Source organism: Rhodocytophaga aerolata, from assembly GCF_030503435.1.
Taxonomy (GTDB): domain Bacteria; phylum Bacteroidota; class Bacteroidia; order Cytophagales; family 172606-1; genus Rhodocytophaga; species Rhodocytophaga aerolata.
This window is the reverse complement of sequence record NZ_JAUKPO010000036.1, coordinates 35,653-60,634: the sequence shown is the minus strand read 5'-3', so window position 1 is coordinate 60,634 and position 24,982 is coordinate 35,653. Positions and strand designations below refer to the sequence as shown.

Genomic DNA, 24,982 nt, shown 5'->3' with positions numbered 1-24,982 from the left:
GTTGTTACCTCATACGCCATGGAACATATATCTAAATACCTGACACCGGAAATCAAACTTTCTTGTTACGAGGATAAATTCTTTAAATCAGAAATTGTCTTTGATCACCATATGCTCATCTGGTTTATTTCCGGAGAAACAAAAATTGTGCAGGCAGAGGCAACCCATCACTTTAAAACCGGCGATATTTTTCTAATTCCGAGAAATAAGCCGGCCACTATAATTAATTATCCCAAAGATGGCTTGCCCCATAAAACGGTGGTGATGCTGCTTACCACACACATTCTGCGAGGTTTTTATAGCAGCATAGTAGAGAAAGCGAAGCCTGTGCCCCATCCAACCATTCGCACTTTTCACAATCATCCTTTACTGGAAAGCTGCCTGGCTTCGCTCATCCCCTACTTTGATCTGACAGAACCTATCCCGGAAAAGTTAGCTTTGCTAAAAATTACCGAAGCCATAAGCATCTTGCGGGTCATTGATCCGGCTATTGATGGGATGCTGGCCAACTTTGACGACCCGCACAAAGTAGAGTTAGTAGGCTTTATGGAAAAAAACTACATGTTCAATATGCCCACCGAAAAGTTTGGGTATCTGACAGGCAGAAGCCTGACCACTTTTAAGCGGGACTTTAAAAAAGCCTTTAACACCACGCCGCAACGGTGGCTTACGCAGAAACGCCTGGAATTAGCCCATTATGAGCTTTCTGAGAAGAAAAGAAAGCCGATTGACGTATGTTATGAAACAGGTTTTGAAAACCTTTCTCATTTTTCTTTTGCCTTCAAAAAACACTTCGGTTATCCGCCTACAGACTTACTTGAGCAAAAGGCAGGCCGCCAGCCTCACACACAAAAAGATGGCTCTCCGCAGATGAATCAGCTAAAAATATAGGCAGAAAATGGCCATCTGGTATCAAGCTTTTTCATTGGAGCCATTAACTTGCAAGCAATGGCAAAGAACTTTGAATATACAACCCTGGCCCACCGCTATACCGCCAGATTTCCCCTGCTTACCTATGTAGGCACGCAAGCAAACTTCTGGATACTGGCTAACCTGTTGCTTATAGCTATTATCGGTTTGCATTCCCGCATTATCAGCCAGGCGTTGAATATACCTTTAACCGGCAGATTCCTGCCCATGCTCACAATGGCTGTCTTACTAGGGATTGTGTATGGGGTAAGCCTTGGGCTACTGGGCTACTATCTCGAAAGTACCGTGTTCAGGAAAGTGTCGCTTGGGAAAATCATCCTGTTCAAAGCGCTCGGATCGCTGGGGCTGCTTACGCTTCTTTTATGGCTCTTGCGCTTCGTTTTCTTCGATTTATTTATTCTGCCCTCGCTGTATATACCAGGCATCCGGCTCAACGAGGCATCATGGATGTATTTGTTCTATCTGCTGCTGATCTATTACTTTTTTATGAATCTGGTGATCAGTTTTATCAACCAGGTGAATAAAAAATATGGACCGGGTGTTCTTTTGCCTTTGCTGCTGGGAAGATACCGCCATCCTAAAGAAGAAGAAAGAATTTTTATGTTCATGGATTTAAAATCTTCCACCGCTACTGCTGAAAAATTAGGCCATATCCGCTACAGTTCCTTTATCAGAGACTGTTTTGCCGATATCAACGGGGTGCTGTTTGCCTACCGGGCCCAGGTATACCAGTATGTGGGCGATGAAATTGTGGTCACCTGGCCGGAGCGGGAAGGGCTCAAGAACCACTTCTGCATTCGCTTTTATTTTGCTTGTAAAAAACAGTTTGAGGCCCGGGCCGCCCATTATATGGCTACGTATGGGTTTCTGCCGGAATTTAAAGCAGGGCTACATACAGGCAAAGTTACAGCAGTGGAAATTGGCGAAATCAAACGGGATATTGCCTACCATGGCGATACCTTGAATACAGCCGCCAGAATTCAAAGCGTATGCAATGAGTACAACAAAAGCCTGCTTGTTTCAGAATACTTAGTAAACAAACTTGCATTACACCGCGGCATGAAAACAGAGGCCCTGGGCATGATTGGGCTGAGAGGCAAAGCGGCAAAAGTAGGCATTGTAAGCGTAGCGTGCATGGAGGACGAAGTAGACCAATAAACTTAAAGGGGTGAATGTTGCTGGAGAAACTAGTCAACTCAGAAAAGCTTATCTTTATAGGCTTTGGTAACGGCCTCTGTTTTGGAGTGGACATGCAGCTTTTCATATATTTTTTTAATATGCGAGCGTACCGTCTCCAGGGATATAAATAACTGACCGGCAATCATCTTATAGCTGTATCCATTAACCAGCCACTGCAGTACTTCTTTTTCGCGGTCACTAAGCTGATAATCTTTTTTTTGCTCAATCACCGGTGCATGCGCAAAGAGCTGGAGCACCTGCCTGGCTACAGAGGCAGTCATGGCGGCTCCTCCCTGATACACATCCTGCAGGTATTCCAGTAATTTGGCAGGCGGTGTCTTCTTTAACAAATACCCATCAGCCCCGGCTTTCATGGCATCAAATACAGTCTGGTTATCATCAAACACGGTGAGCATGACTACTTTTACTTCCGGAAATTGATTTTTGATCAGCTTCAAGCCTGCCAGGCCGCCTACCCCGGGCATGTTTATATCCATTAACACGACATCTGGTTTTAACAGGGCTACCTCTTCTACTACGTTATTGCAATTGGGAAAAGCCCCTGCCACCATAAACCCCTCTGAGCCGCCCATCAGCATGCTAAGTCCTTCGCGCAGGGGCTTGTTATCTTCATATAAGAGTAGTTTAATCATCGTATTGCCGTGTTTTATGTGTATTAAAATGCATTACCCGTTAACAGGGGCCTTTAGCGTAATGGTTGTACCGGAACCTTTGGCAGACACGATCTGTAAATTTCCATGTATGGCTGTTGCCCGCGCCTGCATGTTGAGCAATCCATTTCCTTGGCTCACCTGGTTCTTATCAAAGCCTTCTCCATCATCCCGGATTTCTAGCAGGAGCTGCTTTTTTTGTATGTTCAAACAGACCCGGATAGACTGACACCGGGCATACTTGCCTGCATTATTAACCGCTTCTTTAAAAATCATAAAGCAATTGTGCTTGAGAGCCAAAGGCAGCCGCAGGGAAGAAGCTCCCTCTTCCACTTCTAAAGTGAAAGGAATGCCTTTGGGTTCCAGGGTTTCCGCGCAAAAGCTTCGCATCCGTGCTACCAGGTTTTGTGCCGCATCATTCAAGGGATTAACCGACCAGACAATATCATCCATGGTTTCCATCATCCGCTGGGCGTACTCACTTATTTTCTCCAGATGCCCTTCTGTCTGCCCCGTATTCTTTCCCATCTGCTGGCGGGCCATAGCCGATAAAATCGTGATGGTGCTCAGGGTGGAACCCATATCATCATGCAGGTCCCGCGAGATCTGCACACGCATATTCTGTAAAGCAAGCATGCGGTCAATACGTATGCGGTAAATGCCTATGCCAACGCCTGCCAAGCCCAGGATTACTAAACCCCTGAACCACCATGTTTTCCAGAATGGCTGCGCTACATGTATGGCCAGGGTTGATTCGTGGAGCGTACTCATTCCATCATTCCGCTGGGCTTTCACTTTAAAGCGGTAGCTGCCTCCTTCTATGTTGGTGTAATTCGCAAACCTGTTTACCCCTGCACGTACCCACTCTTGGTCGATGCCCTCTAACTGGTAAAAGTAGCTGATCTGCTTGTCGTCATAATAGCTCAGCGAGGCAAATTCAATAGTGAAAAAGTTCTCCTTGTAGCCTAACCGCAGGCTGCTATCTTTGGCCATGGCGGAATCCAGGCGAATGGGCTTATCCATCACTTTTACGCCTGTAATCAGCACATCAGCAGGTGGGGTATGGTCCTGGAGGCTATCTGGATGAAAATAGAAAAAGCCATTCATCGTGCCTAACACTATCCGGCCATCGGGCAAGCGATAGGAGGCATTGAAGAGAAAAGGGGTGTTAGAAAGGCCATCTCTGCTGCTGAACGTGGTAAGTCGGTGTGTTTGGGGGTTCCACCGGCTTAGGCCATTCTGAGGCGTAACATAGAAATCTCCATTTTTTACCGGAATAACATTGATCAGTGCATTGGCTGGTAAGCCTTCGGAAGTAGTAAAGGTAGTGCCGGTTTTATGGGTAGTGTTTAGCAGGTGCAGCCCAGCAATGGTAGAAACAGCCAGCGTAGTGCTGTCCACCCACTGCATATCGCCCACCTGGTTGCTGAGCAGGGCATAGGGCTTGGAGGATGTGTGGTAATGTTCCACCACGGTTGCCGTTTGTTTATGGAGCTTAAACACACCTCCTGCCGAAGTAGCTATCCATACATAGGCGGCTTGCTGCGGGAGAATACGCAGTACCCGTCCCAGCGTATGGGAGAGTTGATCTAAGGGGAGCCTGGTAACTTTATGGGTAAGCGGATTAAAGGTAAATACCTGCCCTTGTTCTGAACCCAGCCAAAGTATTCCGCTGGCATCTAAAACAGCTTCTCTGATCGTTTGCCCGGCAAGTGCCGGGGGATGAATATAGCTGATGCGGCCATCCTGTTCTAGTGCTACCAGCGTCCCTTCCTGGCTTCCGGCCCACACGGTGCCGTTAGTATCTTGCACCAGGCACCACAGCGGCAAAGCAACATTGGCTGTACGTACAGGCCGGGTAACGGGCTTGAATTGGCTATCATACCTAAGCATCCCTCCGTTGAGCGTGCTCACCCACAGTTCTCCCTGCTGCGTCCGGATAAAATCTGTAGGGATAATTCCCTCTGAAGGAGTAGCGGTAGAACTGGGAATAGTGACTGAAAAAAAGCGTTGTTTACCCGGATTGAAATAATACATCCCCTTGTCGGTGCCTACCCATACGGTTCCTTCCCTGTCTTCGGCCAAAGCAAAGATGCGGTTATAGTCTATGCCGTAGCGGGAAGCAGGTTGTGCAGGAATCATCTCAAAGCCTGCAGTGCCAGGGTATCGAGCCAGTAGTTTTTCACTTCCCGCCCAAAAGATGCCTCTGCTGTCGTTGAGGTATACATAGGCTTCCCTGCTTTTCCAGGGCGCCAGTAAGGAAGCATAGGCACTGTCCGGATTGGGAAATGTGGGTGTTTGGGGCAGGGTAACAAACGCTTGTTGATCTGCTTTGTAAACAAAGGCTTGTTTGCCTTTGCCGGTAAGTAGCCAGATTTGTTTTTTTTCATCTTCAACGAAATAGCGCCTGGCGGATGCTTCTTCCTGCGTATACTTTGGCACCCGGATTCTGGTGAATTGATGTGTCTGCGGATTCAGTTGCGTGACTGTATGGGCGGATGCTATCCAGAGGGTTCCGCGGCTGTCTTCAAAAAGGGATTCTATGATATCGGATGCCAGGCTGTTGGGTGAGTATGGATTGTGACGGAAATGGATGAATTGGCGGCCATCATACCGCTGCAATCCATTGTTGGTCCCCACCCACAAGAATCCTTTTCTGTCCTGTAAAATAGAAAGCACATCATTACTGGCTAACCCATCCTCCTGGTCCAAATGCATATAAGTATAGGCAGATTCTTGTGCAGATACGGTGGCTGCATGGCCCATGGCCATAACAACTATCACTAGCCGGAGGATCAAAAGAATAGCTTGTCTTGGGGGCATACGCTCAAATTGTATTCAAGTTACTCAGGAAATAGCAATCCGGAAAACACTATCCCCAATATCCCCCTTTTATGGGATGCCTGGCTGCTCAGGCTGCCTGTATTTCACCCTAAGATGCGATTGAATACGGTGTACCGGCTTGCGACCTTTGTATTAGTTCTTAACACGTATCAACTGTAAAACACATGAAAAAAATATTTCACCTTATACTGACAAGTCTGCTGCTAAATATATCCCTGCTGGCAGTTGCCCAACAAGATCCTGCCAAACAAATAGATACCTTTATCCGGGAGGCAATGGGGCAACATCATATTCCGGGTTTGGCCTATGCGGTGGTAAAAGACGGTAAAATTATTCATCAGGGAAACTACGGAATGGCTAATCTGTCCTGGAACATGCCGGTGGATAGTGAAACGGCTTTTCAAACGGCTTCCTGCTCAAAGCTTTTTGCAGCTTTATTGCTGGGCAGGTTATTTGAAGAAAAACTTCTTTTGCCCGAACAGAAACTAAAAGAGCTACTGGATAGTATTCCACCGCAGTGGAACGAGATTACCATTAAACAGCTTGCCTCCCATCAGTCAGGAATCGCCATGGCGGATTTCAGCAAAGCTTCCAACTCAAAAGAAGCCCTGGAACTGGCTAAAAAGCAGGAAATGACCCATGAACCCGGCACCCGTTCCTTTTATGTAAGCTCCGACTACTGGGTACTGCAATACATCATTGAGCAACGGACAGGTAAGCCTTATTTCGAGGCCCTCAAACAATATGTACTTGAGCCTTTGGGTATGCAGCATACGTATGTGAATAATAATACGGACAATGGCATTCGCACCCAACACATTATTCCCAAAGAAGCAGCTGTATATGCCTATCAGGAAAATGGCTATGTGGTAAGTGATATGCAGTTTGGCAAAACAGGTTATACGGCAGGTGGCCTGTATACCTCTATAACCGATATGGCTAAAATAGCGCAGGTATTAGATAAGGGAACGTTTTTAAAGCTCGAGACTCAGCAGTTGCTCTTAACCCCTGTCGCATTAAAGAAGGAAGGAAATGGCACTTTCGGCATTGGCTTTATTGCACAAGATTACCAGGGACATAAGGTATCCGGACACAGCGGAGGGCCTGCTTTAGCCGATTTTGTTCACTTCGATAAGCAAAAACTCACCTTTATTGTCCTTACCAACCAGCGGGGATTTCCGCCCTACCTATCTTTTACCCTGGCAAGCTTTTTTATAGAAGGGCTACAAAAGCCGGTGTTACCAAAGCATATGTAAGCTGGAACTGGGGAAGAGGTATATGTGTAAATCCCTCACCTAAAGTCTGAATAAGAAGGATGTTCTGCAAGCAGGGCATCCCCTTTTTATTTGTATAGATTGCACCATTTGAGTAAGCAGTGAAAAGCCTGTTGTTCTGGTAACTGTGTATAAATAGCCGATGTGCTATACTACCCCAAAACTACCTTGGCTACTAGCTTCGCTAATGAAACAGGTTCCGATACAAGTTATTTGCCTGTGGGCTGGGCCATGGCAATCAGGATAGCACCCACCGTCATGAGCAGGGCTCCAAGGATGATCTGCCAGTTTACCTTCTCTTTTAAAAATAAAACAGCAAAGATAATAGCAAATACTAGTGAAACTCTTTCCAAAGGAGACACTTTGGAGGCATCTCCTAATTTAAGTGCGCGAAACGTGAGCAATGAGGAAATACAGGTAAGCACCCCTGCCAGGATAAGAAACAGCCAGGTACGCTTTTCAATGCGCATCACTTCCCGCAGGTTGCCTTGCCAGGCTACCAGTCCCCAGGAGATCAGCAGGATCAAAACAGATTGAATAGCAAATCCAAGACTAGAATCTATGTTCTTAATACCGGCTTTTGACAAAGTAACCACCACGGCAGCTGTTAAAGCCGCTAAAAGAGCCAAGACAATCCACATAAAGTTGATGAGTAAACAGGTCTTACGCGGCTTGCGGGTGTTAGGTTACTCCTGAGCGTAGATTTGAAAAAAAGCCCTACATGTATCTCGCCTTCTAATGCTTCTTTTCAAAGGGCTTTGCTGCGTTGATCTCAGAGAAAGTGTATTTCTTCTATAGGCAAACAACCTAACTAGCCTTACAAAAATAGCTAATCCCTGCTTATCAATCACTGACGCTTTTTCAACTTAGGTAATTCGTTTAATTTCGCATTAAAAAAATGCACAGCCAACCTGCTTACCTGTTCATGTACCCGGACTCTGCTTACAGACGCATCATCCAAAAAATAGGTAGGTGCACCTTGTTTAAGATCATCATTAGCCTCATTTAACATGACATAGTGCCCGGTTTTTCCTGTAAACTCATAATACTCTGAACCAGCAATGAGCTTGTGAAAATGCCTGGCGTTTGTTTCTACAGGCGCAATACTGTCGCTTTGTGCGCCAATAATGTAGAGCGGCCGGTTGATCTCTTTCACTTGTTGTTGATCAATGAAACCTGCCCCCAACGCTGGCGAAAGAGCTAGAAATGCTTGTATGCGGGTATCTTTTAATGGCCGGGCCTGCTTTATGCCTTCCAGTAAGGTGCTATCTTCGAGATACCGAGAAAGACCAGGAAATTCTGGCAACTCCAGCTCTTTGTAGCCTGTGCTTTTGTGATAAGTAACCAATGCATCATACGCAAGCACCCCACCGGCCAGGGCAATAACCGTGTAGCCGCCAAATGAAAAGCCTGTTGCCCCAATCCGTTGCCGGTCGATAACAGCGCTGAATTCCTTATCTTCCAGCAAAGCGGTTAAGGCAAAGCTGATATCGAGTGGACGTTCCCATGGGTTAAGAAACTCTAGTGGTATTTTATTATCATAGGTATTGCCCCAATGGTCCACAGCAGCCACCATAAACCCATGTTCTGCTAATGCTTGAGCAAGCCACTCCAAGGTGAGCCGGCCACCGCCTGTACCATGCGAAAGCAGGATCAGGGGTAATCTGGCGGAGGGTAAGCGGCCATTGCGTACGGTATGCTTTCGCCTAAAGGGACCCGCTACCCGATCACTCGCTTTCAAAGAATCTCCGGTTGGATACCATACCTCTGTTACCACGGGGCGGTTACGGGTCAAGTCTTTAAACGTTAAGGTGCGTTGCCCAATAGTTTCTGCCGGCTTGGGCTGCGTAAAGCTATAAAAGGGCAAAAGAAGCAATAGAACAATTACTATAGGTCTGTACATGGCTATAAGAGATGAACCATAAAGCTATTGGTTCTCTGTCTTAAAAAGATTGACAAATGTCAATAAATTACCTCTTCGATTTTAAGCGGCTAAGCGTTTCCTTGGAAATCCCTAAATAATCGGCGATGATTTTAGCAGGCAAACGTTGCAGCATTTGCGGATGCTGCTGCATAAGGGAATCATAGCGGGCCTTAGCGTCCATGGTGATAAAGCTTTCGATACGCTCGATAGAGGCAATATAATCCAGTTCTATGCCTTTACGGTCCATAGTCTCCCAGCCTGGTACCTCTTGGTAGAGCCGTTGCCGGTCAGTGTTGCTGAGCATGAGTAAGTGGGAAGCTTCAAGGGTTTGAATGGCTGCCTGGGAAGGTTGCTGTAAGATAAAACTGGGAAAAGCCGTGCCCATGCGACCTTCGAATATGAGGAACCGGGTGGATTCGCTGCCATCCTCCGTGGTTAGAAAAACCCGCAGGCAGCCTTTTACTACAAAATATATATACTTGGCAGTGTTGCCTTTCTGCAATAGTATCTGGTTACGTTTGGTAACTAAGGGTTTGAAACAATTGCCGACTAGTTGCTCTTGTTGGGAAGAAAGGATGATCTTCCCTTCCAGGTATTTTTTTAAAGCCGGATGCATAGGACGGTACTATTATAGTAAAATGAAGAGTTGCAGGCCACTCCCCTACTCCTGCCCGCTTAGGCTACGTTACCAAAGCTTTGCCTTGCTTGTCAGCCTGTCTTTGGTTTGATGATCTCCTTTCCCGAATTGACAACTTTGTATAAGCCGGCATATGCGTATACCTGCGGAAGCATCTAACGAACACTTTCAAGGGTAAGGATAAGTGATATGTAGCTGATGATCAAATAAACCTACTTGCCAATACCTTTTAAAGGAAGTTTAGTTGGAATTGGTTGCCCTCGTATTAGCCGCACGTCTGGACTTGATCTGCTGTGCTTTTTCTTTGCTTACGCCAAACACTTTTCCTTGCGTGGCATCTTCCATAAACTTCTCTACATATTGCCCGCTGAGCTGGTCAGTATCCCCGTACTTTTTCCTGAGCCCAGACAACTGCCCATGCAATTGCTTTCTTACTTTGGCATAGGCCGGATCGTTGTAGACATTTTTCAGCTCTAAGGGATCTTTTTTCCGGTCGATCAGCTCCCACTGATCTTCCACATAATAGTAATGAATTAACTTGTAATCCTTTGTTACAATGGCATAATGCCGGTTTACCATGTGCTCTGCCGGATACTCATAGTAATGGTAATATACAGCCTTTCTTGTCCATTTTTGAGGTTCCCCTTTCAGCAACGGAAGCAGGCTTTCTCCCTGCATATCGGAAGGAACTTTTACACCGGCAGCCTCCAGGAAAGTAGGGGCAAAATCCAGGTTCTGAACCAGTTCATCTGAGCGGCTTCCCGGCTTTATTTTCCCCGGCCATGAGATCAGCAGCGGAGTTTTAAAGGATTCATCATAGATAAAGCGCTTATCAAACCAGCCATGCTCCCCCAGATAAAAGCCCTGGTCTGAAGTATAGACAATAATGGTATTCTCCATCAGGTTATTTTCTTCCAGATAATCCAATACCCTTCCTACATTTTCATCAACGGCCTGGATGGTGCCCAGATAATCCTGCATATAACGCTGATACTTCCACTGCATCTTCTCTTTATCGCTCATGGCAGGATAGGCTTTTTTGAAATCCTGATTGATTTTGGAATAGGCTTTGCGAAAGTTTTCACCTTGTGAAGGAGTAAAACGGCCCATTTCATAGGCATACCGGGCTTTGTCAAAGCCAATTTCTGCAATACCCAGCTCATCCATCACCTCGGGAAAGACTTTGTTATCACCAGCCCAGGCCATGTGGTGCAAGATATTCATCTCTGCTTCCAAGGCCGGGGAGGTTCTGCCGGAATAGTCATCAAATAGGGTTTTAGGCTCCGGGAAAGTCTTGGTAGTAAAGTCTGTCAGATGCCGCTCGGCCATGAGCCAGGAACGGTGAGGCGCTTTGTGCAGGTACATTAATAGAAACGGCTGCTCTGGCTTGCGCTCTTTCTGCAGCCACTCCAGGGTCATATCTGTGATAATATCCGTCACATAGCCTTCCACTTTAATATTGCCCTCCTTTTTGGTGATGAAGTCGGGATTATAATATGCTCCCTGGTCGGGTAAAATCTTAAACTGATCAAATCCTTTGGGACTATTGCCAAAGTGCAGTTTGCCAAACATAGCCGTCTGGTACCCTGCCTGCTGCAGGATCTGGGGAAAGGTGATGTTAGTGGTATCAAAGGGGAAATGGTTGTCTACTTTTCCGTTGATATGGGTATGCTTGCCTGTCAAAATTGTTGCCCGGGAAGGGGCGCAGATGGAATTGGTAACCGAAGCCTGTGTAAAAAGCATCCCATTTTTGGCAATCCGGTCAATGTTGGGTGTGTTAATTAAGCGGGTATCATAGGCCGAAATCGCCTGATAGGCATGATCATCGGACATAATGAAGATGATATTGGGCCGGTCTGTGGTTGCTTTTTGCTGGCAGAAGGCCACATGTATCCCAAGCAACAAGATCAAAGGCAGGAGTAAAGCTTGTTTTATCACAGTTACAGGTTTATGGGTGGTTAAATAACAGACAAGCTTCTTCTTTGAAAAAGCCGGCACTCAAAAAAAATAGATGGCTTAAAGATAAAATAAATCCTTGTAAATTCTATGAAGAGCCGCACATACACCCTCCGTATGTTTTGTTCTAACGTACTCTCCTCTCCATACCTGAAAAAAGAATACGAAAAGAAATAGCGAGTTATTTCAAATGAAGGTATAGCTCCGGGTTAACCGTAGTAGTAATTTCTGCCCTTTACGATACGTCTGCAAACCGTATGGTTGTCACTAAATGTTTTCTTTTACCCTTCGCAGCTAGCAGGCTTGTTAAACCTGTATTGTTAAATCTATAAGGTCATCTCCTTTTTTCCTGATCAAAAAATTAGTTCATGCGGGCTTAGGGGTAGGCTTTCTTTTTCTTGTCTTAGTAGTAAAATGCCCCTTATGTATACGAAAGCTAGTACCCTATATATCGTTTGCTGCTAGGGCTTTATGAAACTACTTAGCTACAAAATTTTATTTTCAGCCCAACAGAACTTAATCATAACTTATGCGCCATGCCAGGGCTGGTATCTGGTATACTTACTAACCACCATTTTATTAACAACCTATGAAATATTTCCTCTTACCTCTGTTCATGTTCATCGTTTTCTCGGCTAGCGGGCAAACCTATAAACCTTTTAAAGTCAATCTTTCCGTAGGCTATGCCCAGCCTCTGGTAACGGGTATCTCTGGAGGTGTCTTGTTTGCCCTGGAACCCAAATATGGAATAACTGACCACCTGGATGTGGGCGTTCGCCTGGAAGGGGCCTTAGTAGCCCGGGGAGTTACCGTCAATGGCCGTACTTCTACAGGGGAGGTAAATTATCTGGGTTCCTACCTGCTGACAGGCAACTATGTATTTGGCAAAACCAAGACACGGCCCTTTATAGGGCTTGGTGGCGGACTTTACCGGATTACCTCCAGTGGGCTTATAGAAATAACCGACGGCCAATCCTGGGAAGAAGTTACCCTCACAGCAGCCAACAAATGGGGAGCCCTGCTGCGGGCAGGTATCAAAGCCGGACACTTTTTGGTTAGTGTAGAATATAATGCCGTTCCGGCTTCCATAGCCCATTTGGGAAGCAGCAGGCTTAAGAGCCGAAATGACTATCTGGGCATTAAAGTAGGCTTTGACATTGGTGGAGGTAAACGTAAACTGGGTTCTGAATAACGCCCGGTTCGTAAAATACATAGATTTATCAGAGGGTAGTTATCCTACCCATTCATTCCCATACCTGCATTTGGGTTTTATGCCTGGTAGCTTTTGTGCAAAAAACAGGAGGCCTGATATACTTTCAGTTCCTCCTGTTTTATGGAAAATCCAAAAAACAACTAAGTATTCCAACATAGAGCTATTCTACTAGAAAATCGTATGTAAAAGCCAGTAAAGGGAGAGGTAATGCAGCTACCGGAATGGATTACTTTCAATCAACCTGCCAACAGAGTACTTATACGCTTCTACAAGCTGGCATGCCCGGCTAAAAAGCATCTGCACCTGCCTGGGCAACCTGCTGATCTTGCTCGCCGGACCCTCCACTCACCCCTATGGCACCCACGACCTTACCTTCTTTTGTCAGGGGAATACCTCCGGCAAAGATCATGATGCGGCCATTGTTGGAAGCATGAATGCCATAAAACTGCCCACCGGGTTGAGCATTTTCCCCTAATTGTTTGGTAGAAATGTCAAAGGCACGGGAGGTAAAAGCCTTGTTGATCGAGATATCAATACTGCCTACCCAGGCTCCATCCATGCGGACATGGGCTACTAAATTACCTCCTGCATCCACGATGGCTATATTCATTGGTTGACCTACTTGTCCGGCTTTCTCTTCAGCAGCGGCAATTACTCTTCTGGCATCCTGTAGTGTAATCATTCTTAGTTTTTGGTTTAGTGGTTAGGCCGTTAAGCTATGCTACTGCTATAACTCCTCTTTCGGGGCCTATCAGATTTGTTTTAGCAGGTACGGGTTAATTAGCTAAAAGATTCCTTTCTGATCGATTTTTCTTCTCCTTTATTTTTCTCAGGCTATGGCAAGCACCAGTAAGCGTGTCGTTCTGGTTACAGATTCTTATTTTGTAAGGTAGAAGGAATGCCCATCCAATGTTCGTAAGTGCATTTTTCTTGTTAATATCTATCCGGAACTAGACGTGAGCGTTTTGAAATTAGCGAACAGGTAGGTAGCTTCCCCTTAAAGCCCAAGACTGATTAACTTCTCCAAGGTGAGTGGTTTCTCGATATATCCGGCTATGGCATAGCGGCTGGCTTTTTCTACATCCGCAGGATTGGTAGAGCTAGTCAGCAAATAGATCCTGGTAATCTGCGGATTTAAGCCCCATCGTTGATCAAGGGCTTCTAAAAACTCAAAGCCGTTCATAACCGGCATATTGATGTCAAGCAGAATCAGGTCCGGACAGCAGGCATCCTTCCCTTGATAATCCTTTTGGCAGCTTCGCTCAATTAGCTCCAGTGCCTGCCGGCCATTCTCAGCCGTATAGATGCCTTGGGTTATGCCTGCTTTTTTCATCAGTATCTGAGCAATGAAGACACAGGTAGCATCATCATCTACGAGAATGGTCTTGTATAATTTTTTCATAAAGCAGATCCATGCTAGGTGTACCTATAAATGTATTAATTATGGGCCTATACTACCAATAAATTATACCTAACCCTCTCCGGCCCGGTAAACTAGTATAGAAGTATGTCTCATAAGCCCTATACTCTTGACTCAAGCAATTTGCCTTTTTCCTGTGCTGTCCTCTCTAGTTACTTTGTTTTATGCTTACCCTGCCTGCTTTTGATGAACTTACAGAGTATGAACAAAATGGATTGTTAATCCTGGAGCCGGACAGAGAAAGCAGCAGCCTCCCCTTTTTCTACTTAGTCCCCATCATATCCATTATACCGGGAAGGTGAGTAACACTACTCTCCAAGTATATTGTTGCTGAATGTATAATCAACTTTTGTGTTCTCGCTTTGCTTGCTTAGTTTACTTTTGTAAGCATCAGCAGCCTGAAATCCATTACCTGCGAGCCTGGTATGTGCAGGGCTTGTAAGGTTATGTACCCTCTGCCTTTTTCTAAGTGAATGCTGCCCATTTTCATAGGAATAAATTCTTGTTCATAGGATTCCATTCTTTCTACTCGGTCGTTTTCTTTGCCGATAAGCTTGGGTTCCTGCGCCTGCGTAATTTTACCCTCTATCCTATCTTGGCCAAAGGATACTTGCAAGGTAGACCCTACATCCTTTTCCGGGCAGGTATAGTATATTTCTACCTGGTAATCGCCCGTTGTTAGTACCTCTACCTCCCATGTAAGGCGGTCATCCGGACTTTTCCAGTTGGTAAAAAAAGAACTATTGGGGTATTTGTTAGACCTTACTATCCTTCCATGTGCTTTGCCGTCCCGGGCAGGCAGCTGGGTATAGGGAAAACCAGCATGCCCCACGGGCAATGGGCGGTTATCAACCGATATGTTTTTGAGCATTTCCCCTTTCCAGCTTTCTACAGCTGTCGTTAACTGATTGGCGATCTCTGGTTGGCTATCCGATATATCCTTCTCTTGTCCTGGATCATTTTTAATATCATAAAGTTTGCCTTGATCATCTAAGCGGTATTGCCCTTTTCTGACACTGACCCGGCCATCCCAATGAGCGAAAAGCAGGCGTTCATCCGGGGAATGTGTTTGGTTAAGCAACAGGGGTTTCAAACTTATGCCATCCAAAGGTTTTTCTGTGTGATAAGGGATACCTGCTAAATCTGCCAAGGTAGGAAACAGATCTATGGCAGCGGCTATTTGCTCAATTTGGGTGCCCGCTTTTATGGCAGCAGGCCAGCGGATGATTAAGGGAGAGCGGATACCTCCTTCATCTGTTGAGCCTTTACGGCCCTTCATGCCCCCATTCCACCGCCAGCCATTGGGGCCATTGTCACTCAAATAAACGACGATGGTGTTTTGTTCCAGGTTTACCTCTTTTAGTTTGCTCAGGATGCGTCCTACGTTCCAATCCAAATTTTCACACATGGCCAGGGCTGCTCTGGTAAAATCAGTATCCTCTGCCTCCGGATCATCGGCCCGCATTTTGAGTGGCTTATCTTTAAACGCATTCCACCACCGGTCAGGCACCTGCATGGGGGAATGGGGCGTGTTATACGGAACATAGAGGAAAAAAGGCTTATTTTTGTTTCCTTCAATAAAGCTTATCGCTTTTTCTGTCAAATCATCTGCTATAAATCCGTTTCCCTTTACCAGTTTTCCATTGTGTTCCAGCAAAGGGCTGAAATAGTTTCCCCAATGCCCGGAGCAAAAGCCGTAAAACTCATCAAATCCTCTTCCGTTGGGGTGGTAGGGGTATTGCATGCCATTGTGCCATTTTCCGAATGCAGCCGTGGCATATCCTGCCTTTTTGAAAATCTGGGCAATAGTGGTTTCGTCCAGGTTTATACGTTCGCCTCCTTCCGAGGTGCTGTATACGCCGCAGCGGGGATGATAGCGGCCAGTCAAAAACTCGGCACGGGTAGGAGAACAAACCGGGCTTACATAGAACTGGGTAAACTGCACACCCTTTGTGGCCAGAAGATCTATGTTGGGTGTTTGTAAATTTTTATTCCCGCTAAGACTTAAATCACCCCATCCCTGGTCGTCTGACATAAGAATGATGATATTTGGCTGTTGAATAGTAGCTTCATGTGCTATTCTTTTCCTGCCACCATCACAGGAAAACATAGCTGCCACAAGGAGCAGGAGACAAATCAGATAAGGTAAGGATCTCATCAAGCTGTTTTACGAATAATTACCTGTGGAGTACGTTTTTATGCGGGTTAGATCGAATCAGTTATTTTGTAAATAGGTATCCAAATCTAGCACCTTAATTTTAGATTTTGTGGGAGATAGTTCTTGCCATATCCAGTTATAATGATCCACCACTTGCTTTGCCGTTAACCCGGGCCGGTCTGCCGTTGTGTGACCATTGGAGATGACCGTTACCGGAAAGTCGTTGCTCAGCGCTGACTTAACGGTGGCATCCACACAAAAATCGCTTGCACAACCAGTAATAACCACCTCTTCCAAGGAAAGAGCCTGGAGTAGCCCTTTCAAGTTTGTCTGATAGAAAGCATCGTTAGCGGTTTTGGCCATAATCAGGTCACTGCTTTGCACGTCCAGTTGGGAGAGCAGTTCCCATCCCTCCGTGAAGGGAATATAACAGTTTTCTCTAGTGCCATCATGCTGTATGTAGATTATCTTATCTCCCTTTGCCCGGAAGCTAGCCGCTAGCCGGTTGATCCGTTGAATGACTCCAGATGAGTCAAATCGTTGGAGGGTAGCAGGAAAAGACTCTTTTTGCATATCTATCACAAGTAATACTCTCATGTTCGGTTTATTTTATTTTGTCAAGTCTGTTTGCCTGTCTTGATGTTGGCTTCTGCTTCTTTTGAAGCAGGTTTCTTCCGGCTCATGACCAACCTGGCAAAGCGCCAGAAACTTTCTATCTAGCACACAACGTGCCATAAGCTACAGGCAAGGGGCGTAGCCGTTTTATGTTGGTAGATGTTTATCAGTTGCTTTTAGGCTTGCCGCAAAATCTTTTCCATCTTCTTACCTTTGGCCAGTTCGTCTACGAGCTTGTCTAAATACCTGACGTGTCTGGTTAAAGGATGCTCAATATCTTCTATCCGGTAGCCACAAATGGTTCCCCTAATCAAGTGTGCATTTGGGTTTACTGTGGCCATCTGGAAGAATGTTTCAAAAGTTACTTTCCCCTCAATCAGCTCTTGTATTTTTTTGTCGTCAAAGCCTGTCAGCCAGGCTATCACCTGATGCAACTCTTCTTTGGTCCTGCCTTTGCTTTCCACTTTTTTGAGGTAGTGCGGATATACAGAAGAGAACGTCATTTTTGCCATTCTTGCCTCGTGTTCGGGTGTTATGTTCATGCTTTATAGGCTTGTTAGTAGGTAGTATCACTTGGGGTAATGCAATAAAAATACGGATCAATTTCCCTTCTTTACCTTCCCTTACAGTCATTGATTCTACATTGATAGATCATTAGGTAGTTAAATCAATCATCCCTGTCAGGCAATTAGGGAAGGAAATTTTTAAGTCATAAAGGCAATTCCTCTACCTGTTTGTTTCCCAAAAAGCTACTTCTCCGTTCATCTGATCCTGACAGGCTTGTTTTACGCTTCATTCAACTGTAGCTTGTTCATCCATAGATCATCCTGATTTATGGAATTAACATTCGTTTTTCTGTTTTTCCTGCATGTCTATCCCTAGCTAAAGCATCAGTTTATCTTTGACAATGAAAAGCTGAAAAGAATGCTACTATGCAAAAGTCCTACGCAACATCCATTGCGTAGGACTATCTGAGCGAAAAGTCACACTTTTGGTAACCTAAGAATTAACTAAAAATGCGGTCTACTGAACGTCTTTCATCCCATTCTTTTGTAGGGGCAAAAAAGGTCTTATCTCTTGGATGCAAATGTTGTTTGACTACATCTTCATTGAGCTCTATACCTAATCCGGGTGCAGAAAGTGGCACAGTAGCATAGCCTTTGGTTATTAATTGCCGGCCATCGGTGGTTTTTACTAAACTTTCCCACCAGGGAACATCTACCGAATGGTGCTCTAAGGAGAGGAAATTTTGAGTAGCCGCTGCACAATGGACACAAGCCATAAAGGAAACAGGTGTTCCGGCTTGGTGCATGGCCATAGCTATGCCATTTTCTTCTGCATAATCACCAATCCGTTTGGTCTCCAACAGCCCACCCGAACTGGCTAAATCCGGGTGAATAATATCCACAGCCCGTGCATCGATCAAGGGCTTAAAATATTTGAGCAGATAGATATCTTCTCCGGTAGTTGTAGGCGTTTCCAGCGCATCAGAGATGGTCTTCCATTGGCTGGTTAATTCCCAGGAAACCAGATCTTCCAGCCAGGCTAAGCGGTATTTTTCTACGGCTTTTCCTAACCGGATTCCATTATTCATATCAAAATGGCCATAATGATCGGTAGAAATAGGAATATCATAGCCTATCAGTTTACGGGTGCTATCCACGATGGCAGCCAGTTCCTCCAGGCCTTTGTCTGTAATTTGTATCTGCGTGAAGGGGTGTAAGGTATTGGCATAGGACATAGGGTTGGTCTGGTCTCCCCACTGCGCAAGATCGCCCTTGCTGTTCTCCCAGGGTTTGGCATTCACCAGGGTTTCTGGCTTCCCTTTTAACTCTGCAATGGACAGATCCATTTTAAGCCATGTATAGCCTTGATCATTGATGCGGTAGTTGATCAGCTTTTTTTGCTCTTCCACAGAACCAGCTTCAGGTGTATCGGCATATAACCTGACCTTATCCCGGTAGCGGCCCCCTAGCAACTGCCAGGCAGGTACATTGTAGGCTTTGCCGCATAAATCCCAAAGGGCCATCTCTACGGCACATACACCGCCTGCTTGCCGGCTTTGCCCCCCAAACTGACGAATGGTCTTGAATATCAATTCCACATTACAAGGGTTAGCTCCTAGTATGCGGCTTTTTAGAAAAAGGGCATAGCGCACATCAGCCGCATCCCTGACTTCTCCCAAGCCATAGATACCTTGGTTAGTATCAATCCGGATAATAGCCGTGCCACCCATGACATTGGTTAATGCATAGCGCATATCGGTAATTTTCAGCTCCGAAGGGCTGGAAGCGCGTTTCACCTTAGAGGTAGTCTGCGCCAGGGTATCTTCTATGGAAGCTGCCATAAAACCACCCAAGGCAATACCGCCAAGTGCCGTTTTTTTCAGGAAATCCCTGCGCTTATCTGTAGTTTGCGGATGATTGATTTCCTGCTGACGGGCAGCTGCATCGGCTATTTCCTGTTTTTTGTTCTGGGCAATAATTTGTTGTAAAATACTTTTCATTTGGATGAAAGGATTGGGGTAAATAATTAGTGAAAAATTAATTAATAACTAACAGCAGCTGCAGCCATTGTACTAATTTGGCTGCTTTGGAAGGCTGTCAGCATTAGAAAGCAAGCAAAAAATTCTTATAGAATCCTTCTTTCACTCATAAGAGCCTGTTTGCAACAAAATACCCTCATCATATAAATATTTTTTATACGTATCTTGAGAAAACAAGGGATACTCGAATTCCTGGAGGCTTTACAAGGCTCCGGCTAAGCCTGTAAGCTATTGCTGAACTTATTTATTATCAACAAAAGCAAGCTTGCCGGTAATGGTATTTCCCTTTTCAGACAACTTCCTAAAAGTCTTATGGGCATCGATACAAAAATAGGGACAAGAGAGGAAGGACGCCTGTTAACGCAGGAAGCGATAACTTATACCTTTCCCTTTTGCCCTTATCAAACACAATGAACTTTTTAGAATAGCTTAACTGGCATACCTTAAAGCTAACCTGCCTCCCCGTCCAGTTGCCTCATATTATCATCAAGCCTCAAATCAATCATCAGGTGGTTAGGATCAATACCGCCGCGTTGAGGCTTTCGGGGCACAATCACTTGTATGGTCTGCTCACCAGACTGGATACGGTGCATCCGAAGGTAGAGCGGCTCGTCTAGCCCTTTTCCTTCTTCATATATGCCCACTTCCAGCCAGTCATTCATCGGTACCTGCTTTTCATACCCCGTACGATCCACTACCACCTTTTGAGCCTGCACCTTCAGTGTTACCTGCCAGTTTCCCCCATCCGTTTGCTCTAGGGCAAATTGTTTTGTTTTGAGGCGCCAATAGGTGTTGAGTTTAAACAGGTCATCTAACAGGTAATGTAAGGAATCTGGGGTAATTTGTTGCAGCTCTCCATAAAGATCCAGGGTAGTGGGCAGGGGTAGCACTCCTGTGGTGCGTTTTTGGAGCAAACTTCGAAGCGCACCATTAACCTTTTCTTTCCCTAGGTACTTACTCAGGGCATACATGGCGATTCCGCCCTTCCGATAGTATAAAAAGGATTCGTTGGCCTCAAGTAAGGAAGCGGTTGCCAGGGAGCGTGGCATCTCATAGGATGAATGCAGTAAGTCCACGTATTGCCGCAAATGAGTATCCCCATAGCTCTCCTCCAGCACCTGCATACCAGAATAGACGGCAAGCCCTTCAATCAGCACACCCGCCCCTTCCACGTTGGCAGGGGTTAGTCTGGCAAGTCCCCACCACTGGTGCGCCACTTCATGGGCCAAAATATAGTAGGGAAGGTCAAAACCATCCGGACCCTCATCAGGATTCATCAGGGAATACACTTCTCCATAATTGATCATGCTCGCATCCGCACTTGCTCCGCCCCCGGAACCGGCGCGCTCTACTACTGTTAAATGGCTATAGGGGTAAGGACCAAACTGCCTGGTAAAATACGCCAGTGATGCGTTTATGCTCCGCAGCAGCCGGTCTATAGTTGCAGCGTGGCCCGGATGATAATAAACCCTGACCGCTACATCCTTCCATGTGCTTTCCCTCACCGCATACTTCGCTGATAAGAGGGCGTACTCCCCGCCGATGGGAGCATCTGTTTTGTAGTGAAAGTAGCGCCGGCCGCCAACGGTCCAGGAGTTGAGCAACCTACCCGGCGCAACGGCAACTTCTTCCTTTGCCGTACCTACGATGGCCTCAAAGGCGGCCTGATCCCTACTAAGGGGCTTATTACGTGCCTCCCGGTCATAAAGAGAGGGTAGCTCAGGTCGCGCAGCAAGCCTATACTTTTTCCGAAGGACCGCATCATTCATTTCCCGGTAGCGCTGGTAGCCAATGGCTGGCAGCAGGTCGTAATTGGTGAAGTAAGTACCGTTATCCACCACCAGGGCGCTTGTGCCGCTATGAGCGAACGCACGCCCTTTATAGTGCACGGCAAAGTTTATTAGTAGGGAATCTCCTGGCTGTAGTGGTTGCTTGAGTGCATAAATTTGGTAATGTAGTTCTTTGTCTATCTGTACGCCGGCAGCTTTACGGCTGAAGTTCACTTCACTGGGTTCTATGCCCCAATTGCTGCTTATATGTATGGAATCAATAGATACACTATCCGTATTCACCAGTGTATACACGGCCCGGATCTCGACTTGCTGTTGATCGGGGTAGATCTCCACCTGCAGCTTGGTAGCAACTAATTGGGGTTGCGGGGTGTTTCTGTACTGGCCGTATCGCCGTTCGTATTGGGCTTTCCGTTCATTCATGTCGGCGCTGGTCAGGTACTCATTGAGCACATTGGTATTATAAAAAATGAAGCTCCCCAGTGTACTAATGAGCCCTGCGGCTATGATGGCAACCCAGGTGGTTAAGCCGCTAAGACGGTGCCCTGCTAACCGGAGACGGTATTTCAAATTTTGTTCTCTTCCCCGTGCCCAAAGCAATCTTGCGGCCACAGCAAGCAGCAGAGCCCAGGCTATCCAATATAGTTTAAACCACAGCCAGGGCACAAGTGTAGGTCCGAAGCCACGCATGTCGGTGTACCACCATCCCGGGTCTTTCCCAAAAATGAGCATTGGGTGCTCGACCCCGAATGTGGCAGGAAAGGCTATAAAGCCCAACACTAAAAGCACCACCACATAGCCACTATATTTTTGATTCACTACTATGTGTACCACCAGGGCAAGCAAGGCAAAAAGCAGATAGTCTATGAGCTGGAGTCCAAACAGAACCTGCACGTACAAGCCTATCTCTACCTTATGGTAGCCCATGCCCACCTGCATCCCTATACCTGCTGCCATCAGCCATGCCATCCATACACCAATGATGAGACCTAAGCCCAGGAATTTACCTGTAAAAAGTACCCATTCCTGTACTGGAGAAGCATCAGTTAGATCACGTAGGCCTGCATCCCGATCCCTCCAGACAAGCTCGCCAGCAAAGTATAGGATGAGGAGCGGAATAACCACCCATGGGGTAGTGCTGTTACCTACCGGAGCGGTCAGGTAGGTTAACACCTGCGCGGTTGTGGGAAGCAGTGGAATGCCAAACGGGGTCATGATTTGGTTGCCGAACATCACTGAAACTAGGGCAGCAGCACCAACAAGCGTAAGTCCTACCGGGTGCCTGGCTATTATCTTAAAAGAGGCCCAGGCAATTGTAATTAGCTGCTGCAAATAGGTGGCAAAGCCGAAGCTTCGATGAACCTGCGGAACGGAAATGGCGGTTGCGTTCCTTACAGCGGTCTCGGCAGCGGTAGTAGCCCCCACGTTTTTCCACCATGTAAAGCGGATCTTTCCTCCTTTGGTTACAGGTTGAGTAAAGCGGAAGCGAAGATAGGTAAGTATTAACGAACCTATAGCTACACTCCCCCACAAGACACGGTTCCAAAGAAACATGCCTTCTAGCATAATGATCCGGGTATTTTTCTCTACCGGCGTCCATGTTTGCAGTTCGCTGCCTACAATTCCGGCAACACCTACCGGGTCCAGTAATTTTACCAGGTCCCAATTCCCCAGAAGCTTTGCCACCGCTAGCGCGATAATCTGAGCAAAAATGGCTACTAACAGGCTGACCAGATAACTTGCCATTACCTTTTGGCTAAGTGCTGCAAAGGAGAATTGGAGCGCTGTGGCAACAAAAGTATTGGGTAAGGCAATCAGGAAGTAGACACTCAGATACGCCGATGGCCTGAACGGTAATAATAGACCTTGATCCATACCTGGCAGATAAAAGGAAAGCAGCACACCTACCGGCAAAGAAAGAGTCAGCCCTGCATTCACGGCAAAAGCTGCCAGAAACCGACCTCCAAGGTAGTGAAGTTTACTACCTGGCGCTGTGTAAGTCAGGGGATACATACGCATCTGCACATCCCGGGCGGCTGCCTGACCAGCTGTGGCTGCACCCATAAGCAGCCAGATAAGCCCGCCTATGACAGTAATAGCCGTAATGTGGAAGGTATTGTTAGGGTAAACCCCGTCGCCAGGGGTAATAAATAGGTTCATCAATATGGTAAATCCGAGAAGCACTATCAAATAGAGCCAGGTGGAAGGGCGCCCTACCAGATAGGCGAACTCAAAGCGAAAGATCGTCCAGAGCTTCATTGTGCGACCTCCGGTTTATAGTTTCTTATACGTCCGGCCATGGTGGAGAAATAGACATCTTCCAGGTCAGGGGCCACGGGTTCAAAGCCATTGCCGGGATTTTCTTCGCTATAAATATGGATGACTGTCCGTCCGCTTAGCAGCTTGGTAGAGATGATGGTATGCTCCTGCCCCAATGTTGGCAACAACCTTTTCTCCACCATGCGTCGCCAGATCTTTCCTTGTAGTCCTGCTACTGCCTTTAGAGGTTCTCCTTCCTGCAAAATTTGTCCTTTGTTGATAATAGCCATCCTGGTGCAAAGCTCGCTCACATCTTCTACTATGTGGGTGGATAGAATCACCACACTATTCTCTCCTAGCTCACTGAGCAGGTTTAAGAACCGCACCCGCTCGGCAGGGTCCAGCCCAGCCGTCGGCTCATCTACAATCATCAGTTTGGGGTTGCCCAGCAGCGCCACGGCCACGCCAAAACGCTGCTTCATCCCACCAGAGAAGCCGCCAAGTTTCTGCCTGCGCATATCCCAAAGGTTGGTTTGTTTCAGTAAGGCTTCTACTACTTCTCTTCTAGAAGCACGGCTCGTGATTCCTTTGAGCACAGCGAAGTAATCCAGCAAATCTTCCGCCCTGGAGCTGGGGTAAACTCCGAATTCTTGGGGAAGATAGCCCAGCGTCTGGCGTATTTTCTCTTTCTCCTTCAACACATCTATTCTACCCAGGTGAATACTTCCTGTATCTGGCTCTTGCAAGGTAGCCAGGATGCGCATTAGCGTAGACTTGCCGGCACCATTGGGGCCAAGCAGACCATACATTCCATTGGGAATGGTAAGGCTTACCTTGTTTAGGGCCTGTACCCCATTTGAATAGGTTTTGGAGAGATTGGAAATAGTTAATTCTATTTGCCTGGCCGTTTCCTGAACACCTGTGGGCGTATAATTTATCATTCTATGGTATTAAAAAGTTTAGGATTCACATGTTTGAGTAAGCTGACCTTGTTCGATAGTTAGTGTTATAGTGTACTACTTACTTAGTACACTACGAATGTAACAAAACTTTTTATACATCAAAATTTATTTTAAAAAAATTTGCTGTGTTATCTCCAACTCCTTCTTACCTGGCAGAATGAGTTCAGTCAAAGTATAGTAGGCACTGTAGGTAAACAATAAAGCAATTGTACTATGGGCGGCTACACAAAATTTGGCATGAAACCCGGCAAATATATAGAAGCCTGAAACGGGAAATGGCAAATGAAAACCCTCGGGATGGCAGAGAAAAAAATCAGTAAAAGAAAAAAAGAAAGGGTGAGTTAGAACAACTTCACCTATACAGCTACTCAGTATCAAGGGCACAGGGAAAGGACTTCAATTTTGTTTTACGCGCCAGCCTTGTATGTTTGTTCCCTTTTTGTTCCTTTTAAGCGGTCTCCAGGCGTATTTCCCTTTACCTACTCTAGCAGGAAGATTAGCTTTGATAAACAACTGTATGGCTTTAAGTTTTTGGCTGCCATATACATCCTATACACTCTCTTCACTTTCTGGAAGTGTTGCTTAACTACAGAAGATCTGGGTAT

At 46.1% G+C, this 24,982-nt stretch carries 18 protein-coding genes; 4 read left to right on the top strand and 14 right to left on the bottom strand.

The features are described 5' to 3' along the window. The first annotated feature begins 18 nt into the window (after positions 1–18). Together Q0590_RS31325 and Q0590_RS31320 are read left to right on the top strand one after the other, a co-directional pair. The gene (locus Q0590_RS31325; RefSeq protein WP_302041605.1) at positions 19–891 is read left to right on the top strand and encodes an AraC family transcriptional regulator; all 873 of its coding nucleotides are present in this window, start codon (positions 19–21) and stop codon (positions 889–891) included. Positions 892–948: 57 nt separating this feature from the next. After that, the gene (locus Q0590_RS31320) at positions 949–2,088 is read left to right on the top strand and encodes an adenylate/guanylate cyclase domain-containing protein (protein WP_302041604.1); all 1,140 of its coding nucleotides are present in this window, start codon (positions 949–951) and stop codon (positions 2,086–2,088) included. 38 nt (positions 2,089–2,126) lie between these two features. Here Q0590_RS31320 and Q0590_RS31315 read toward each other — a convergent pair whose 3' ends face one another. Beyond that, positions 2,127–2,762, bottom strand: coding sequence for a response regulator (locus Q0590_RS31315; RefSeq protein WP_302041603.1), 636 nt, complete (start codon positions 2,760–2,762; stop codon positions 2,127–2,129). Between the two features lie 33 nt (positions 2,763–2,795). Then, on the bottom strand, positions 2,796–5,603 hold the full coding sequence (locus tag Q0590_RS31310; RefSeq protein WP_302041602.1) for a sensor histidine kinase: 2,808 nt from the start codon (positions 5,601–5,603) through the stop codon (positions 2,796–2,798). 185 nt (positions 5,604–5,788) lie between these two features. On the opposite strand from Q0590_RS31310, the gene Q0590_RS31305 reads away from it, so the two are divergent. Then, on the top strand, positions 5,789–6,880 hold the full coding sequence (locus Q0590_RS31305) for a serine hydrolase domain-containing protein (protein ID WP_302041601.1): 1,092 nt from the start codon (positions 5,789–5,791) through the stop codon (positions 6,878–6,880). A gap of 227 nt (positions 6,881–7,107) precedes the next feature. Here the strand turns inward: Q0590_RS31305 and Q0590_RS31300 are convergent, their stop codons facing one another. From Q0590_RS31300 to Q0590_RS31285, 4 genes are all read right to left on the bottom strand, one after another. Beyond that, complete coding sequence (locus Q0590_RS31300; protein ID WP_302041600.1) at positions 7,108–7,539, bottom strand: EamA family transporter; 432 nt, start codon at positions 7,537–7,539, stop codon at positions 7,108–7,110. Between the two features lie 206 nt (positions 7,540–7,745). Continuing rightward, positions 7,746–8,801 carry an alpha/beta hydrolase family protein gene (locus Q0590_RS31295; RefSeq protein WP_302041599.1) on the bottom strand — a complete coding sequence of 352 codons (1,056 nt, stop codon included), beginning with the start codon at positions 8,799–8,801 and terminating at the stop codon, positions 7,746–7,748. Positions 8,802–8,868: 67 nt separating this feature from the next. Next, on the bottom strand, positions 8,869–9,438 hold the full coding sequence (locus Q0590_RS31290; RefSeq protein WP_302041598.1) for a Crp/Fnr family transcriptional regulator: 570 nt from the start codon (positions 9,436–9,438) through the stop codon (positions 8,869–8,871). A 261-nt stretch (positions 9,439–9,699) separates the two neighbouring features. Next, the gene (locus tag Q0590_RS31285; protein ID WP_302041612.1) at positions 9,700–11,370 is read right to left on the bottom strand and encodes a sulfatase family protein; all 1,671 of its coding nucleotides are present in this window, start codon (positions 11,368–11,370) and stop codon (positions 9,700–9,702) included. A gap of 634 nt (positions 11,371–12,004) precedes the next feature. Here Q0590_RS31285 and Q0590_RS31280 point away from each other — a divergent pair. Beyond that, positions 12,005–12,607, top strand: a complete 603-nt coding sequence (locus Q0590_RS31280; RefSeq protein WP_302041597.1) for a hypothetical protein — start codon at positions 12,005–12,007, stop codon at positions 12,605–12,607. A 307-nt stretch (positions 12,608–12,914) separates the two neighbouring features. Here Q0590_RS31280 and Q0590_RS31275 read toward each other — a convergent pair whose 3' ends face one another. The 8 genes from Q0590_RS31275 to Q0590_RS31240 all read right to left on the bottom strand — a co-directional run bounded on the left by Q0590_RS31275 (position 12,915) and on the right by Q0590_RS31240 (position 24,311). Next, entirely contained in the window at positions 12,915–13,310 is a 396-nt protein-coding gene (locus Q0590_RS31275) for a GlcG/HbpS family heme-binding protein (RefSeq protein WP_302041596.1), read from the bottom strand. Between the two features lie 315 nt (positions 13,311–13,625). Then, on the bottom strand, positions 13,626–14,030 hold the full coding sequence (locus tag Q0590_RS31270) for a response regulator (protein WP_302041578.1): 405 nt from the start codon (positions 14,028–14,030) through the stop codon (positions 13,626–13,628). Positions 14,031–14,418: 388 nt separating this feature from the next. Next, the gene (locus tag Q0590_RS31265; RefSeq protein WP_302041595.1) at positions 14,419–16,206 is read right to left on the bottom strand and encodes an arylsulfatase; all 1,788 of its coding nucleotides are present in this window, start codon (positions 16,204–16,206) and stop codon (positions 14,419–14,421) included. A 57-nt stretch (positions 16,207–16,263) separates the two neighbouring features. After that, positions 16,264–16,803, bottom strand: coding sequence for a cysteine hydrolase family protein (locus Q0590_RS31260; RefSeq protein ID WP_302041594.1), 540 nt, complete (start codon positions 16,801–16,803; stop codon positions 16,264–16,266). A 194-nt stretch (positions 16,804–16,997) separates the two neighbouring features. Beyond that, positions 16,998–17,363, bottom strand: a complete 366-nt coding sequence (locus tag Q0590_RS31255; RefSeq protein WP_302041593.1) for a DUF2200 domain-containing protein — start codon at positions 17,361–17,363, stop codon at positions 16,998–17,000. A gap of 464 nt (positions 17,364–17,827) precedes the next feature. Continuing rightward, a complete protein-coding gene (locus tag Q0590_RS31250) occupies positions 17,828–19,327 on the bottom strand; it encodes a mandelate racemase/muconate lactonizing enzyme family protein (RefSeq protein WP_302041592.1) in 1,500 nt (499 codons plus the stop codon). A gap of 488 nt (positions 19,328–19,815) precedes the next feature. Further along, positions 19,816–23,415 (bottom strand): ABC transporter permease/M1 family aminopeptidase, encoded by a 3,600-nt coding sequence (locus Q0590_RS31245; protein ID WP_302041591.1) that lies wholly within the window; start codon positions 23,413–23,415, stop codon positions 19,816–19,818. Further along, on the bottom strand, positions 23,412–24,311 hold the full coding sequence (locus Q0590_RS31240; RefSeq protein ID WP_302041611.1) for an ABC transporter ATP-binding protein: 900 nt from the start codon (positions 24,309–24,311) through the stop codon (positions 23,412–23,414). Before Q0590_RS31240 ends, Q0590_RS31245 begins: the two co-directional genes overlap by 4 nt. Between the last annotated feature and the right edge of the window lie 671 nt (positions 24,312–24,982).